This is a genomic window from Streptococcus sp. HMSC066F10 (assembly GCF_001813805.1).
In the GTDB taxonomy this organism is placed as follows: Bacteria; Bacillota; Bacilli; order Lactobacillales; family Streptococcaceae; genus Streptococcus; species Streptococcus vaginalis.
The window spans coordinates 15,665-30,573 of sequence record NZ_KV813993.1 but is presented as its reverse complement, the minus strand read 5'-3'; the positions used below and the strand labels follow the sequence as shown (position 1 = coordinate 30,573).

The 14,909-nt window shown below is 41.3% G+C and carries 11 protein-coding genes and 2 pseudogenes; 11 read left to right on the top strand and 2 right to left on the bottom strand.

The window, feature by feature from the left end; all coding sequences use genetic code 11:
• The 3 genes from HMPREF2933_RS08005 to HMPREF2933_RS07995 all read left to right on the top strand — a co-directional run.
• Positions 1 to 571, top strand: a 571-nt coding sequence (locus HMPREF2933_RS08005; protein ID WP_148131524.1) for an SSURE domain-containing protein, incomplete at its 5' end; no start/stop codon positions are given.
• 97 nt (positions 572 to 668) lie between these two features.
• Entirely contained in the window at positions 669 to 1,355 is a 687-nt protein-coding gene (locus HMPREF2933_RS08000; RefSeq protein ID WP_024053202.1) for a response regulator transcription factor, read from the top strand.
• Position 1,356: 1 nt separating this feature from the next.
• Positions 1,357 to 2,388: a sensor histidine kinase gene (locus tag HMPREF2933_RS07995; protein ID WP_024053201.1), complete on the top strand. Its 1,032-nt coding sequence runs from the start codon at positions 1,357 to 1,359 to the stop codon at positions 2,386 to 2,388.
• Between the two features lie 61 nt (positions 2,389 to 2,449).
• Here HMPREF2933_RS07995 and HMPREF2933_RS07990 read toward each other — a convergent pair whose 3' ends face one another.
• A complete protein-coding gene (locus HMPREF2933_RS07990; RefSeq protein WP_024053200.1) occupies positions 2,450 to 3,205 on the bottom strand; it encodes a MurR/RpiR family transcriptional regulator in 756 nt (251 codons plus the stop codon).
• A 162-nt stretch (positions 3,206 to 3,367) separates the two neighbouring features.
• On the opposite strand from HMPREF2933_RS07990, the gene HMPREF2933_RS07985 reads away from it, so the two are divergent.
• The 5 genes from HMPREF2933_RS07985 (at position 3,368) to HMPREF2933_RS07965 (ending at position 9,669) form a co-directional block, all read left to right on the top strand.
• Positions 3,368 to 5,059: a PTS transporter subunit EIIC gene (locus HMPREF2933_RS07985; protein WP_024053199.1), complete on the top strand. Its 1,692-nt coding sequence runs from the start codon at positions 3,368 to 3,370 to the stop codon at positions 5,057 to 5,059.
• 2 nt (positions 5,060 to 5,061) lie between these two features.
• A complete protein-coding gene (locus tag HMPREF2933_RS07980; protein WP_003071357.1) occupies positions 5,062 to 5,844 on the top strand; it encodes a Cof-type HAD-IIB family hydrolase in 783 nt (260 codons plus the stop codon).
• 79 nt (positions 5,845 to 5,923) lie between these two features.
• Entirely contained in the window at positions 5,924 to 8,569 is a 2,646-nt protein-coding gene (polA, locus tag HMPREF2933_RS07975) for a DNA polymerase I (RefSeq protein ID WP_042754215.1), read from the top strand.
• Between the two features lie 167 nt (positions 8,570 to 8,736).
• Positions 8,737 to 9,174 (top strand): CoA-binding protein, encoded by a 438-nt coding sequence (locus tag HMPREF2933_RS07970; protein WP_070242163.1) that lies wholly within the window; start codon positions 8,737 to 8,739, stop codon positions 9,172 to 9,174.
• Complete coding sequence (locus HMPREF2933_RS07965) at positions 9,175 to 9,669, top strand: kinase (protein WP_024053196.1); 495 nt, start codon at positions 9,175 to 9,177, stop codon at positions 9,667 to 9,669. It begins immediately after the preceding gene.
• Positions 9,670 to 9,926: 257 nt separating this feature from the next.
• Here the strand turns inward: HMPREF2933_RS07965 and HMPREF2933_RS07960 are convergent, their stop codons facing one another.
• Positions 9,927 to 10,772 carry a DUF975 family protein gene (locus HMPREF2933_RS07960; RefSeq protein ID WP_024053195.1) on the bottom strand — a complete coding sequence of 282 codons (846 nt, stop codon included), beginning with the start codon at positions 10,770 to 10,772 and terminating at the stop codon, positions 9,927 to 9,929.
• Positions 10,773 to 10,950: 178 nt separating this feature from the next.
• On the opposite strand from HMPREF2933_RS07960, the gene tgt reads away from it, so the two are divergent.
• The 3 genes and pseudogenes from tgt to HMPREF2933_RS07945 all read left to right on the top strand — a co-directional run bounded on the left by tgt (position 10,951) and on the right by HMPREF2933_RS07945 (position 14,738).
• Positions 10,951 to 12,093, top strand: coding sequence for a tRNA guanosine(34) transglycosylase Tgt (tgt, locus tag HMPREF2933_RS07955; protein ID WP_003026563.1), 1,143 nt, complete (start codon positions 10,951 to 10,953; stop codon positions 12,091 to 12,093).
• Positions 12,094 to 12,742, top strand: a pseudogene (locus HMPREF2933_RS07950) (uridine kinase).
• 179 nt (positions 12,743 to 12,921) lie between these two features.
• Positions 12,922 to 14,738: pseudogene (locus HMPREF2933_RS07945) on the top strand (acyltransferase family protein).
• Positions 14,739 to 14,909: the final 171 nt, after the last annotated feature.

The window sequence follows — 14,909 nt, the reverse complement described above, 5'->3', positions numbered from 1 at the left end:
AACACGTCTCTTGTTGAAATCCTCAGACGGCGCCTTATGGTCAGATAATGGTAAAGCAAACCATGCAGGTCTCCTACCACTTGCAGGTTTAGGAAAGGGGCAATATTTCTATCAAGTCTCACTAGATGGTAATGCAGCAGGTAAACAGGATAAAGCTTTATTAGACCAACTAAAAGCTAATGGTACGCATTCTTATAAAGCGACTGTTACAGTGTATGGAGCAACCAAAGATGGCAAAGCGGACTTGAAGAATGTCATTGCGACGAAATCTGTGACGATTAACCTAAAAGGTGAAAAGAAAGCGGACTCTAAAGGACAATCTCAACAAGGTCAAAATGATCAGGCACAAAACCAAGGTAAAAAAGCAGATTATGACGGAAGCAAGCATTCAAATAAAGGTGGAACACCTTCTGCGACATCTTCAAAAGGTGGACAAGCTACAGCAAGCAAAAAATCGCTTCCTAATACAGGTCAAAAATCCTCTCTTGGCTTGACAGTCCTAGGACTTCTTGGATTAAGTGCAGCAGCTATTTTAGCACTTGTTGGCATGAAACGCAGAGAAAAGAAGTAATTCTCGCATTTGTGAGCAATAACGCTTGAATCAAGTATAGAAATAGTGTTATACTTTTTCGTGGTATAACACTATTTTTCACAATAGAGGTAAGAAAATGACGAAGAGAATTTTGTTAGTAGATGATGAAGTAGAGATTACCGAGATTAACAAGCGTTATTTAACACAGGCAGGTTATGAAGTCAATGTGGCGCATGATGGGCAGAAAGCTTTGGAGCTTTTTAAGAAATATCCGATTGATTTGATTGTCACCGATATTATGATGCCCAACATGGACGGGTATGATTTGATTGGCGAAGTGCAGTATCTTGCTCCGGAGCAACCTTTCCTTTTTATCACTGCTAAAACATCTGAACCGGATAAAATTTATTCCCTCAGTATGGGGGCGGATGATTTTATTACCAAACCTTTCAGTCCGCGGGAGTTGGTGTTGCGGGTGCATAATATCTTGCGGCGCATTCACCGCAGTGTGGGAGCAGATGAAAAACTCCAACTAGGGGATTTAGAGATAAATCATGCAACGCGCGAAGTGACAGTGCACGGACAATCATTGATGATGACCATTAAATCTTTTGAGTTGCTATGGATTTTGGCCAGCAATCCTCAGCGGGTCTTTTCTAAGACAGAATTGTATGAGAAAGTCTGGCAAGAAGATTTTGTAGATGATACAAATACGTTGAATGTTCACATTCATGCCTTGCGGCAAGATTTAGCAAAATACAGTACAGAAAAAACACCCACGATTAAGACCGTCTGGGGCTTAGGGTATAAGATAGAGGTTTAAAATGAAATTAAAACACTTTATTATTGTGGGATACCTCATTTCCACAACGATCACGGTTGTTGCAATCATCTGGTCTGTCAACACCATGCTGATTTCAAAAAGTGATATTTATTTTATTATTGGTATTAGCATTCTGGCTAGTATTACAGGGGCATTGGTTAGCCTTTTGCTGTTGAGCCGTGTCTTTCTTTCTTTGGATAAATTAAAACAACTCATAAAAGGAATCTCTGACAAGAAATTTGAAACGGTGAATACAATTAAAAACCCAACAGAATTTAAAGAGCTGGCAGATGCCTTTAATAATATGTCAAGAAACTTGCAAAGTACCTTTACTTCGTTGGAAGAAAGTGAGAAGGAAAAGGGTTTGATGATTGCTCAGCTTTCACATGATATTAAAACGCCTTTGACATCTATTCAAGCAACTGTTGAAGGAATGCTAGACGGTGTGATTGCGGCAGATGAGCAGCAGTATTATCTCAAAACCATCAGTCGGCAGACCGATCGGTTGAATAAGCTGGCCGAGGAGCTAAGTTTTATCACTCTGAATACGATGAATCAGCCAGATGTACCGCTTGAAAAAGAAGAGATTTTCCTTGATAAGCTCTTGATTGATATTATGTCGGAGTTTCAATTGGTGATTGATAAAGAAGACCGAGATATTCAGATTTCAGTGCAGCCAGAATCAGCAAAAATTATCAGCAACTATGATAAACTCTCGCGGATTATTCTCAATCTTGTCAGCAATGCTTTTAAGTATTCAGAAGCAGGCACTAAGCTTACTATTGATGCGGCGGTTGACAATAAGCGCTTGACTTTAACGGTGGCAGATGAAGGTCAGGGCATTAAGTCAGAGGATTTGGAGAAAATATTTAAACGACTTTATCGGGTAGAATCTTCTCGCAATATGAAAACTGGCGGGCACGGTCTAGGGCTCTATATTGCACGTGAATTAGCACGCCAATTGGGTGGTGATATTTTCGTGCAAAGTGAGTATGGACAAGGTAGCAGTTTTTCGCTTGTATTAGATTTATAAAATGAAAGTGAGATAGACTAGAAAAATGAACATTTCCGGTTTATCTCACTCTTTGTTTTTATTAGTTTGTTTGTTGCTCAGCTAGAATGACTTCAAAGAGAAGATTTCCAACTAAATTGAACATTAGGCGTGAGCGTAGTTTTTCGCGCTTTTTAGGTGCATCGTAGATAAAGATCATGTGGTCGCTGATTTTAGCAAGGAGATGATTTCCTAAAGTGGTGATTGTAAGAACAGTTGCCCCTTGTTCTTTTGCCTGTAAGATACTGTGGTTGACGTCTTTATTGCTGCCACCGAGCGAAAAGACGATAATCACATCTTTTGGCGTAGCAATGTCTTTAATCCGGTCAATGCTGTATTGCTCAAAGTAGTCATTGGACCAGATGTTAATGAGTTTCAATTTTCGATTGAAGTCGGTCATAGCCATGTAGCTAGAGCCAACACCAATGCAGAAAATCCGTCGGGCAGCCAAAATTTTTTGTGCAAAGATTTGAAAGTCTTTTTCGGACAAGATAGAAATGGTATGTGCGAATTCAACTTGAATTTGTTCTTTCATTTGTTCAAAAGAGGACGCTACGGATTTCGCTTGATCTTTTTTGAGTTCTTTTGATAAGCGTAAATCATAGCGCAATTCGTTATAGGTTTGATAGCCTAATTTCTTACAAGCACGGATGACGGTTGATGAAGAGATAAACAGTTCATTGGCAATTGTCTTTAGTGTAATCGTCTCTACTTCTTCTTGTCGCATGAGATAATCAATGACCTCTTGTTCATTTACAGACAATCTGTCATAGTGCTGTTTTAAATTTTTTAGAAACATAAAGCCTCTTTTCTAAAGTATCGTTTTTAGTAAAACGTTTTCTGCTTAGTAAAATTTTACCGAAATAGTCAAAATTATTCAAGATAGAAACTTCTTTTCAAAAAAACGTTTTCAAGTTTATTTCTGCTAAAATGAAAACAGAAAAACACAAGGAGCAAAAAGATGAAAGAGAAGAATAAATTTATCTCTGTTTTTGAGCAATTTGGACGCTCATTCTTACTCCCTGTTTCGGTTTTGCCGGGTGCGGGGATTATCCAAGGTATTGGTACAGCCTTTACCAACGAAAACACGCTGAAGATGTTTCCTTTCTTGAACAATGCTATTTTTCAGTTTGTCATGAAATTTTTCATTGCGCTTGGTGGTACAGCTTTTAGCAACTTGCCTGTTATCTTTGCAGTCGGAGTTTCAGTTGGTCTTGCAAAACGGGAAAAAGGATCGGCAGCTTTATCTGGCCTGTTAGGTTTTCTTGTTTTGCACAACGTTTTGAATTTCTTGTTGAAAATCAGTGGAAGGCTAGTCAATACTGCTAACTTATCAAGCGGTGCAGCCAAACTTGCCCTGTCAAATGCCATGCAGACAAAAGTCCTCGGGATTCAAACCATGGACCTCAGTGTGTTTGGAGGGATTATCGTTGGGGTTTCTGTCTACTTCATTCATAAATGGGCGGTCAAGCAAGAATTGCCAACGATGATTGGTTTCTTTAGTGGACCGCGTTTTGTACCGATTGTTACCATGGTAGCGATGTCCTTTGTAGCCGTTGCAATCTTCTTTATCTGGCCAACCATTCAAGCAGGTATCAGTGCAGTTTCTATCCTCGTTTTGAAGTCAGGTCCGATTGGCACTTTCTTATATGGATTGATTGAGCGGGCTCTCTTGCCGTTTGGTTTACACCATGGCCTCAACTGGCCGGTTCGTACGACAGAGCTTGGTGGCTCATGGACAATTGGTGGGAACCATGTCGTCGGTACGGTTAATGCCTATCTTGCTTCTTTAGCGGATTCTTCGATCAAGTCTATTGACCCATCTATTACGCGTTTCAATGGTGGTAAATTTGTTTACTTCATGTTTGGTCTTTCTGGTGCTGCTTATGCTATGTACAAGACAGCTTCTCCAGAAAAACGCAAAGTAGCAGGTTCGCTTCTCTTTGCAGCAGCCGGAACTTCATTCTTGACTGGTATTACAGAGCCAATCGAATTTACTTTCCTTTTTGTGGCACCAATGCTTTACGCTGTGCACGCTGTTTTGGCAGGTTCTGCTTTGTTTGTTATGCACATGCTGGGTGCTGGTGTAGCAACTCCTACTGGACATGGTTTCATTAACCTTGTAATCTACGGTGTGTTGCAAGGACCTAAAACGCACTGGTGGCTCGTCTTCTTAGTAGGTATCCCTTATTTCTTCCTTTATTACTATGTCTTTAAATTTATGATTTTGAAATTCAACTTTAAGACGCCAGGTCGAGAAGATACGAATGAAGTCAAATTGGCAAGTAAGCAAGAAGCGCGTGGTAAATATGGCTTGAAGATTCAAAATGTCGGTCAATCTGCACCACAAGACACTACTCCGGTAAAGCAAGCCGGAGGAAAAGAACTGAGCAAACAAGAAAAAACACATCAGCAAGCACTTGGGTTGATTGCGGCTCACGGTGGTCCAGAAAATATCGTGGATGTCAATGCTTGTATCACTCGTTTGCGGATTGATGTCAAAGACAAGTCAAAAGTTGACAAAGATACGATTATTAAGAAATACGAAGCACTCGGCTTTGCTGAAAATGGCATACAAATGCAATCTATCTACGGCGCTTATGCCAATGTTCTCAAAATGGAAATCCAAGACATTCTAGGTTTAGAGGAATAGCCATGGCACATAAGATTTTATGTGTAACAGATTTAGACGGAACTTTTGTGAAAGATTCCGTCGATGTCAGGCCAGAAGATTTACAAGCCTATCAGCGGCTGATGCAGTATAGTGATTTTGCCATTGCCACAGGACGATCTGTTAAAGAGATAAACTATCTTGTGCAAAGAAATCACCTTCAATTGAAATATGCAATTGGTTTTAACGGCGCCATGATTGTTGAGCAAGGCAATCTCTTATTTTCTCAACCGCTGGAGCAGGAAAATGTAATAGATTTACTTGCCTATATCCAACAAGAAAAACTGATTTTCGATGCGCTAGATGGCGAAGAGAGAATCGGAAATTTTGACCATGAAGACAAGCGCCGGTTATGGAACATGCCCATTCTTTGCTTAGACGATCCTTATGACCTTGTCTGCGAACGGCAGATTTATAAATTCAACATTCGACCCGAAGTATCAAAAACAGCTTCCTATGTGCAGACATTAAAAGAACAGTTTTCTCATTTGGAAGTTTATCAATCGGGTGGGACACGAATAGAAGTGACGGCTAAGAATGTTTCAAAGGGAAGTAGCTTACAGTCTTTGAAAACTCACGATCAACTAGTTGTGACGTTTGGTGATTCAGGGAATGACATTTCGATGTTTGAAAAATCCGATCTTTCCTACTGTATGGCACATGCTCCGAAGGCTGTCCAAGAAGCAGCTACGTATGTAGTGGATCACTTTGCAGATGCGGTGAAACATTTGGAAAAGTTGTTGTATCAAAATAGTATAAAGGCTTAAGAAAATTTTCTTAGGCTTTTTGTGTGCTACCACTATCCTTAATCAAAAAATTTTTTTGGTTTCATGTTATAATAAACCTATGGAAAACAAGAATAAATTACTGTTGATTGACGGCTCGTCCGTCGCTTTTCGTGCTTTTTTTGCACTGTATAATCAAATTGACCGTTTTAAGAGTCCGTCTGGGCTTCACACTAATGCCATTTACGGCTTTCATCTTATGTTGAATCACTTGATAGAACGTGTACAGCCGACTCATATCTTGGTGGCATTTGATGCGGGGAAGACCACCTTTCGGACAGAGATGTATGCTGATTACAAGGGCGGTCGGGCTAAAACACCAGAGGAATTTCGTGAACAGCTGCCTTTTATTCGCGAAATGCTAGATAAGTTGGGTATTCGCTATTATGATTTGGATCAGTATGAGGCAGATGACATTATCGGTACTTTGGATAAAATGGCTGAAAACACAGCTGTTCCTTACGATGTGACAATCGTGAGCGGAGACAAGGACTTGATCCAGCTGGCCGATGATAATACTATTGTGGAAATTTCTAAAAAAGGTGTGGCTGAGTTCGAGGAATTTACACCAGCCTACCTCGTGGAAAAAATGGGAATCACACCCACACAATTTATTGATCTTAAGGCTCTTATGGGTGATTCTTCGGACAATATCCCTGGTGTGACGAAAATCGGTGAGAAAACGGGACTCAAGCTCCTCTTGGAATATGGCTCTCTGGAAGGCATTTATGACAACATTGACCAAATGAAGCAGTCTAAGATGAAGGAAAATCTTATCAATGATAAAGAGATAGCTTTCTTGTCTAGAACACTTGTTACCATTGATACCCAAGCTCCCATCGAAATCGATTTGGAAGATATCCTCTATCAAGGTCCGAATATCAAACAATTAAGCAGATTCTATGATGAAATGGGCTTTAAGCAATTTAAGCAAGCGCTGGAAGCGGAAGTAGAGCCAGAAGAGGCGGCTGACATTGCTTTTGAGGAAGTGACGGAAGTCCGTCCAGAAATGCTCAGTAAAGATGATTTTTTCTACTTTGAAATGTTGGGGGACAATTACCACATAGACGAGATGGTGGGCTTTGCGTGGGGAAATGCACAGCAGATTTATGCCAGTCAGGACATCAACCTTTTGCATCAACCAGCTTTCAAAGAGTTTCTGGGAAACACAGCCCTCAAGGTTTATGATTTTAAACGCTCTAAAGTTTTGCTCAGTCGCTTAGGCATTGAGCTTTCGCAACCATCGTTTGACAGCCGTTTAGCTAAGTACCTTCTTTCAACCGTTGATAACAATGAAATCGTAACAATTGCTGGTCTTTATGGCAAGACCAAACTCGCCGAAGATGAGGCGGTTTATGGGAAAGGCGCTAAGCGGGCACTGCCTGAAAAAGCTATTTTATTGAGCCATTTAGCCAGAAAAGTCACAGTTCTCATTGAAACGGAAAAGCCTATGACAGACTTGCTGCGCCAGCATGACCAGCTAAATCTGCTGTATGAAATGGAGCAACCTTTAGCCTTTGTACTAGCTAAAATGGAAATTGCTGGTATCAAGGTAGAACGCGAAACATTGCAAACCATGCAGATTGAAAACGAGAGAATTCTGACTCGGCTAACTCAGGAAATCTATGACTTAGCAGGGGAAGAGTTTAATATCAATTCGCCTAAACAGTTGGGAGGCATTCTCTTTGAAAAACTAGGTTTGCCAACGTCTTTTACTAAGAAAACCAAAACGGGCTACTCTACGGCAGTAGATGTATTGGAACGTTTGGCACCAATCGCGCCAATTGTGGAAAAAATTCTGGACTATCGGCAAATTGCTAAGATTCAATCAACCTATGTCACGGGACTACAGGACTGGATTCTAGCAGACGGAAAGATTCACACTCGCTATCTTCAAGATTTGACTCAGACAGGACGATTATCAAGTGTTGACCCTAATCTGCAAAATATCCCAATCCGTCTAGAGCAAGGTCGCTTGATTCGGAAAGCTTTTGTGCCAGAGTGGGAGAACAGTGTCTTACTTAGCTCTGATTATTCGCAAATTGAGCTGCGGGTTTTGGCGCATATTTCAGGCGACAAGCATTTAATTGAAGCTTTCAGACATGGAGCTGATATTCATACTTCAACAGCCATGCGGGTTTTTAATATCGAAAGACCAGAAGATGTGACACCAAATGACCGCCGCAATGCCAAAGCTGTCAACTTTGGTGTTGTCTACGGAATTTCTGACTTTGGACTTGCCAACAATCTGGGGATCAGCCGTAAGGAAGCGAAGTCCTATATTGATACTTATTTTGAGCGCTATCCAGGTATCAAGAATTATATGGAAAATGTAGTGCGAGAGGCACGAGACAAGGGCTATGTAGAAACTCTCTTTCACCGTCGTCGGGAGATCCCAGATATCAATTCTCGTAACTTCAATGTTCGAGGATTTGCAGAACGGACGGCAATCAATTCGCCAATTCAAGGCTCAGCCGCAGACATTCTTAAAATTGCAATGATTCGACTGGATCAAGCTCTGATAGATGGGAATTTTAAAACCAGAATGCTATTGCAAGTTCATGACGAAATTGTGCTGGAAGTACCCGAAAACGAACTGACCGCTATCAAAACGTTGGTCAAAGACATCATGGAATCTGCCATTGAACTTTCTGTTCCCTTGAAAGCGGACGAAAGCGCAGGCAAGACCTGGTATGAAGCAAAGTAGAATCAAAAGTACCCAAAAGAGGGATATTATTCTGATTTTTTAGCTGTGCTCAGTTCAGATAAGGAACTCTCAAAGCAGGTACATTCAACTTTATAAAGTATTTGTGTTTCTGATTCAAAAAGGAGTAGCATAGCTCACGATACATGAAAGATTACGGAGAAAAGTTTATGACTTATCATTTCAAAAATCCCAGCGACGGGATTGTCAAGTATTATTTAGAAAATAGCAAGGTGATTGCGGTTGTTGGTTTGTCAGATCGAGAAGAGGCAACCAGCCACCGTGTATCCAAGGAGATGCAAGAACGGGGCTATCGGATTGTTCCGGTCAATCCGCGAGCAGCTGGTGGGGAAATTCTAGGTGAAACCGTGTATGCCAATTTAAAAGACATTCCTTTCTCGGTGGATATCGTCGATGTTTACCGTCGCAGCGAGTTTTTGCCAGATGTGGCGCGTGATTTTCTAGAAGCGGATGCTGGGATTTTCTGGGCACAATTAGGCTTGGAAAATGAAGAAGCCGAGCAAATCCTTCGTGCAGCTGGGTACGATGATCTTGTCATGAACCGCTGTATCAAGCGGGAGCATACCCGTCTGATTTTAGGAGAGTAAATGGCAACGTTGGTGATTATCAGAGGCAATTCTGGTTCAGGAAAAACAAGCCTGGCAAAGAAATTGCAAGAGTATTATGGACGAAAGACACTTGTCATCTCTCAAGATGTCGTTCGCCGTGACATGCTAAAAGAAAAAGTCGAGTCGGATAATCTGTCAATCTCTTTGACGGCAACCATTGCCCGTTATGGCTATGAGCGAGATTTGTTGGTGATCGTTGAAGGATTTTATGAAACAGATATTTACGGGCAAATGCTAGAAGAACTGCGTGCTCTCTTTTATCCAAAAGTTCTGTCTTACTATTATGATTTGACTTTTGAAGAGACAGTTCGTCGCCATCAAACAAGGAGCAAGAAAGTAGATTTCAGTCCAGCTGACATGAAACGTTGGTGGAAAGAATGTGATTTCTTAGGTTGGGAAGTAGCAACTTTTACAGATCAAGATTCGCTGAAAGATGCCTTTCAAGAAATTTCTAAAAAAATCAATTTGTTCTAAAAAATTAAGTTTGGTTTAAGCTAACTTGGTTATACTATATTTATCAAATGAAGACCTCCTAACTTTGTTTGATAGAAATCCTAAACTTTTTCATAATAATCTCCCTAATAAAGTCACCCAATTGGTGGCTTTTTTGTGTAGAGTTTATGGTATTTCTTGTGTTCTACTTATGTAAAATGATTTGAAAGCAACTTAAAAGACCTGAACAAGTATCCAAGTCTTTGTGAGGTTAATTTTATTTTTCAGAGTTAGAAAAACTAAGAAAAAATCGGAGTTTGTTCTTTTTCCTTTTTCACAGCTTCATAGAAAAGAGTTTGAGCTGTATAAACGTAGGGATAAACATAAATAGAAGCAATCCCAAAAGTAATGGTACTTAGCAAGTACCAACCGATAAAGGTTAAATCAAGAACAAATCGCTTGCCTTTATAACCTTTCATCATCTGACGACTCGCACGGATTACTTTAAAGGCGCCATCGTAGCTATTGTTTTCTAAACTATCACAGAGGATAAATTCCACTTGAGAATAGGCATAGTACTGAGGGAGTGCAATCAGAACGCCTATAATCATCAAGAGAAAACCGATAAGAATGTAGAGCAATAAAGTTCCAATAGTTGTTTGAAGCGCAACGTTTTGTGAAATATCTTGAGAATTGGGGAGGAGTTTAATGATACTAAAACTAGCAAGAATCATCATGCCGCTCCCAATCCAGACGAAAAGATTCCACAGAAATAGCAATACGCGTTTGAGCAAAAGCGTCATGAAAACAGGACCGATTATTTTACTATCAAAAGTCCGAATGGAATCTGAAAAATGCACCTCTTGTTGTTTTCTACGAATGACCTCAAGCAAAGTCCAAAAAGCAGCTGTTAAAAAGAAAGATACGATAAAACCAATTGCAATTGGAAAAAGAGAACGATTGATCCCGTGGACAACCGTATTTTGGATACCATATTGTAAGATATTATTGGACAAGGTGTCTGAAGAATAATTGTAAACAACGGAAACAATCGCAGTCACAATTGGCACTAAAAAGAGTGCGTAGATTCCCTTGGTTTGGCGCTGGATACGACGAGCTTCTGCCCGAAATTCACTTAAGTTCATATTTGCCTCCTATATTGAAAAATATTATACCATATTCTTCTAAGAGAAAGAAAAGTTTTTATCTACTTTATCTTTCTTCCTTTTTTTGATAAAATCATACAGGATGTTGTGAGTCAAATGAACTCACACACTGTAAAATGAAGGTCTGGGACTGTTTTTCCCAGTATCGGAGGTAAAAATGTCAGATTCACCGATTCAATATCGTTTGATTAAAAAAGAGAAGCACACAGGTGCTCGTTTGGGAGAAATTATCACGCCGCATGGCACTTTTCCAACTCCCATGTTTATGCCCGTGGGAACTCAGGCAACTGTAAAAACGCAGTCACCAGAAGAACTCAAAGAAATGGGCTCAGGGATTATTTTATCCAATACCTACCATCTCTGGCTGCGGCCGGGTGATGAGCTGATTGCGCGTGCTGGTGGGCTTCATAAATTTATGAACTGGGATCAGGCTATTCTGACAGACAGCGGTGGTTTTCAAGTTTATTCCTTGGCAGACAGCCGTAACATCACCGAAGAAGGGGTGACCTTCAAGAATCACCTGAACGGCGCAAAAATGTTCCTCTCTCCAGAAAAGGCCATTTCTATTCAAAACAATCTAGGCAGTGACATCATGATGTCCTTTGATGAATGCCCGCAGTTCTATCAACCGTACGATTATGTCAAGAAATCCATTGAGCGGACCAGCCGCTGGGCAGAGCGTGGACTCAAAGCGCATCGCCGTCCGCATGACCAGGGTCTCTTTGGGATTGTGCAGGGTGCTGGTTTTGAAGATTTGCGCCGCCAGTCAGCCCATGATTTGGTTAGTATGGATTTTCCAGGATATTCTATTGGTGGTTTAGCTGTAGGTGAATCTCATGAAGAGATGAATGCCGTATTGGACTTTACAACTCCGATGCTGCCTGAAAACAAGCCTCGCTATCTCATGGGAGTTGGAGCGCCAGACAGTCTGATTGACGGGGTAATACGTGGTGTGGATATGTTTGACTGCGTGCTACCAACACGAATTGCCAGAAATGGTACCTGCATGACCAGTGAGGGGCGTTTGGTCGTGAAAAATGCTCAATTTGCAGAGGATTTCACACCGCTCGATCATAACTGTGATTGCTACACCTGCAAAAACTATACGCGCGCTTATCTTCGTCATTTGCTCAAGGCTGATGAAACCTTTGGACTCCGCCTAACCAGCTATCATAATCTCTATTTCCTCATCAATCTGATGAAAAATGTCCGCCAAGCCATTCTAGATGACAATTTGCTTGAATTTCGTGAAGATTTCATCGAGCGCTATGGTTACAATCATTCAAAGAGGAATTTCTAGATGAATCACGGTGAGAAGTCGTTAGTAGAAGTAGTCAAGGATTATTTGCTGGATGGGAAAAAAACATACGCTTGCGATTTACGGACACGGTGCTTCTGGAAAATCTACTTTTGCCAAACGTTTAGTAGAAAGTCTGGGGCGAGAGCGAGTTAATCTGCTTGTGGCTGATCCTTATATAATAGACGGGGAATATCGTGACTTGCTGGCGGTTAAAGAATTTCCTGAGCAAAAAGTGACAGCCTGTCTTCCAGTGGCTCATGAATTGAAGAGCTTGGAACGTGATATAAGAGCTTTGCAATCTGGCTGCGATATAGTGACGATTGACTAGCCTTGGGCACCAAGTCAGCGACTTTCAGCGGAAAAACCAATTCTAATTGTGGAAGGCATGTCAGTTGCTTTTCTGCCGAAAGAATTGTTTGATTTGTCCATTTGTTTTTACACCGATACAGCGACGGAATTAGAGCGCCGCTTGGCTCGAGATACAGCCGTTCGAGGTCGCAATGTGCACTGGATTCGGCAAGCGCACACCAGCCGCCGCCAGCAATATGAACACTACTATAAAATGTATCAGGAAGAGGCTGATTTTCTCATCAGCCAGACTGAAGAGGGCTTTGGAATAGATAAAATAAGCAATGGACTTGGAAAATAAAATTCCAGGTCTTTTGTTTTTTTGGCTTATTTTTTGGTAAAATAGAATAAAATAGATTTTATAGCAACGTTGCTAAATGCAGCAATTAACAGAATTTTTGGCTTGCTTGATTCAGCAGTGATGTAGGCTTGCGGGAGTTGGTCGGTCTGTATCAGTAGTGAAAAGGATTTAGGAGAAATATGCGTATTAAATGGTTTTCAATGGTTCGAGTGACAGGCTTATTGCTGGTTCTCTTGTATCACTTTTTTTAAAAATTATTTCCTGGGGGATTTCTCGGTGTTGATGTCTTTTTCACCTTTTCAGGTTTTCTGATTACAGCGCTCTTGATTGATGAGTTTTCTCAGAGTAAAAAAATAGAGCTTCTAGCCTTCTTTCGACGGCGTTTTTATCGGATTGTTCCCCCTGTCATCGTCATGGTATTGGTGGTCATGCCCTTTACCTTTTTGATTCGGCGGGATTTTGTAGCCGGTATTGGAACGCAGATTGCAGCAGTCATGGGCTTTGTGACTAACTTTGACGAAATGATGACGGGTGGAAGCTACGAGGCTCAGTTTATTCCACATTTATTTGTCCATAACTGGAGTCTGGCTGTAGAGGTTCATTATTATCTACTTTGGGGACTGGCTGTCTGGTTCCTAGCCAAATATTGCAAAACAGCCGGTCAGCTGAGGGGCAGTATCTTTTTGCTGTCTTAGTTTGGTTTGCTTATCAGCTTTCTCAGTATGTTTATTGGCAGCCTTTTAGGACTCAGTTTTTCGGGGCTTTATTTCTCGACCTGGACTCACATTTATCCTTTCTTTGTCGGCAGTATCCTAGCGACCTTGACCGGTATCAAACAGATGACAGGCCTGTTAAAGAAAATAATTCGCTCCTGGTCTTTGCGAGAGGCTTGTCTGGTCTTTGCGGCGGGAGCGGGTCTCTTAGGCGTGATGATGCTTTGGATCAAGTTTGATTCGCTTTTACCTATTTGCTTGGTTTTCTTTTGGCTAGTTTGTCAGCGGCGGCTATGATATTGGCTACACGGGTCTTGCATGAGAAGACTCTCGACCTAAAAGAACCGCTAGTTTTGACAGTGATTGCTGATACGAGTTATGGAGTCTATCTTTTCCATTGGCCTTTCTACACGATTTTTTCACAGCTGATGGGCAATCTGCCTGCGGTGATTTTAACAAGTCTTCTTTCTCTTGCTTTTGCTGGACTGTCCTTTTATGTTATTGAGCCAATCATTGCTGGGAAATCCCCTGCTTTTCTCGGTTGGGACTGGCATTTTACGCAGTTGAAAAAGGTCTTGGCAATGAGTTTCGTAGGTTTGCTTCTTATCAGCCTGCTGGCTATCGGACTTGCTCCGAAGATTGGGGCGTTTGAGACAGATATGCTAGTCAATGGTCTTCATCAGGCTGACACCAAGCTAAATCGGACTAAAAGTCTTGCAGAAAAAGGAGAAGCTAGTAGTTACAATATTGCAGATGGTGTGACGATTATTGGTGACTCCGTTACCTTACGGGCTAGTACTCCGCTGAAGGAAGTCCTGCCGGATGCACAAGTCGATGCTCAAGGCAGTCGCAATACAGCTTAGGCTCGCGAAATTATGAGCAATAATGCCGCAGTTGGCGGCTTGCTCAAGACCGTCGTGGTAGCAACCGGTGTTAATATTGTCTTTAACTACGAAGAAGAACTGAATGAGTTGGTCAAGACCCTACCGAAGGGACATCGGCTTATTCTGGTAACTCCTTACGATGGTAATTCAGACAAATATGACAATCCTGTCGCCGAAAAACATGCGCAATATGCCAGAGAGTTAGCCAAGAAATATGCTTACGTCACTATTGCCGATTGGAACACTACTGCCAAGCAGCACCCAGAAATCTGGGTAGGTAGTGATCATATCCACTTTGGAGAAGATGCCGACACAATTGCTGCAGGTGGTCGACTCTATGCGCAGGAAATTCAAAAGGCTGTCACAAAAGCAGCAGATGGGTCTGTAAAGCACAAGTAAATTCTTAGTGCATGGGGAAGTGCAAGTTTGTATTGATTATTCGATTTATCCTAGTAGTTAAAAATCTGTGCAAGCCCTTCAACTAAGCATGTAGGAAACAAACTGACTTTAAGCGTGGAAGGGGTAGTTTGTCTTCTTACCAGGCAATTCTACTTATTCATATTAAAGAAA

What these genes read in the sequence shown, in the direction of transcription:
- HMPREF2933_RS08000 (WP_024053202.1), top strand. Translation starts at nt 669, where the DNA reads ATGACGAAGAGAATTTTGTTAGTAGATGATGAAGTAGAGATTACCGAG.
- HMPREF2933_RS07995 (WP_024053201.1), top strand. Translation starts at nt 1,357, where the DNA reads ATGAAATTAAAACACTTTATTATTGTGGGATACCTCATTTCCACAACG.
- HMPREF2933_RS07990 (WP_024053200.1), bottom strand. Translation starts at nt 3,205, where the DNA reads ATGTTTCTAAAAAATTTAAAACAGCACTATGACAGATTGTCTGTAAAT.
- HMPREF2933_RS07985 (WP_024053199.1), top strand. Translation starts at nt 3,368, where the DNA reads ATGAAAGAGAAGAATAAATTTATCTCTGTTTTTGAGCAATTTGGACGC.
- HMPREF2933_RS07980 (WP_003071357.1), top strand. Translation starts at nt 5,062, where the DNA reads ATGGCACATAAGATTTTATGTGTAACAGATTTAGACGGAACTTTTGTG.
- polA (WP_042754215.1), top strand. Translation starts at nt 5,924, where the DNA reads ATGGAAAACAAGAATAAATTACTGTTGATTGACGGCTCGTCCGTCGCT.
- HMPREF2933_RS07970 (WP_070242163.1), top strand. Translation starts at nt 8,737, where the DNA reads ATGACTTATCATTTCAAAAATCCCAGCGACGGGATTGTCAAGTATTAT.
- HMPREF2933_RS07965 (WP_024053196.1), top strand. Translation starts at nt 9,175, where the DNA reads ATGGCAACGTTGGTGATTATCAGAGGCAATTCTGGTTCAGGAAAAACA.
- HMPREF2933_RS07960 (WP_024053195.1), bottom strand. Translation starts at nt 10,772, where the DNA reads ATGAACTTAAGTGAATTTCGGGCAGAAGCTCGTCGTATCCAGCGCCAA.
- tgt (WP_003026563.1), top strand. Translation starts at nt 10,951, where the DNA reads ATGTCAGATTCACCGATTCAATATCGTTTGATTAAAAAAGAGAAGCAC.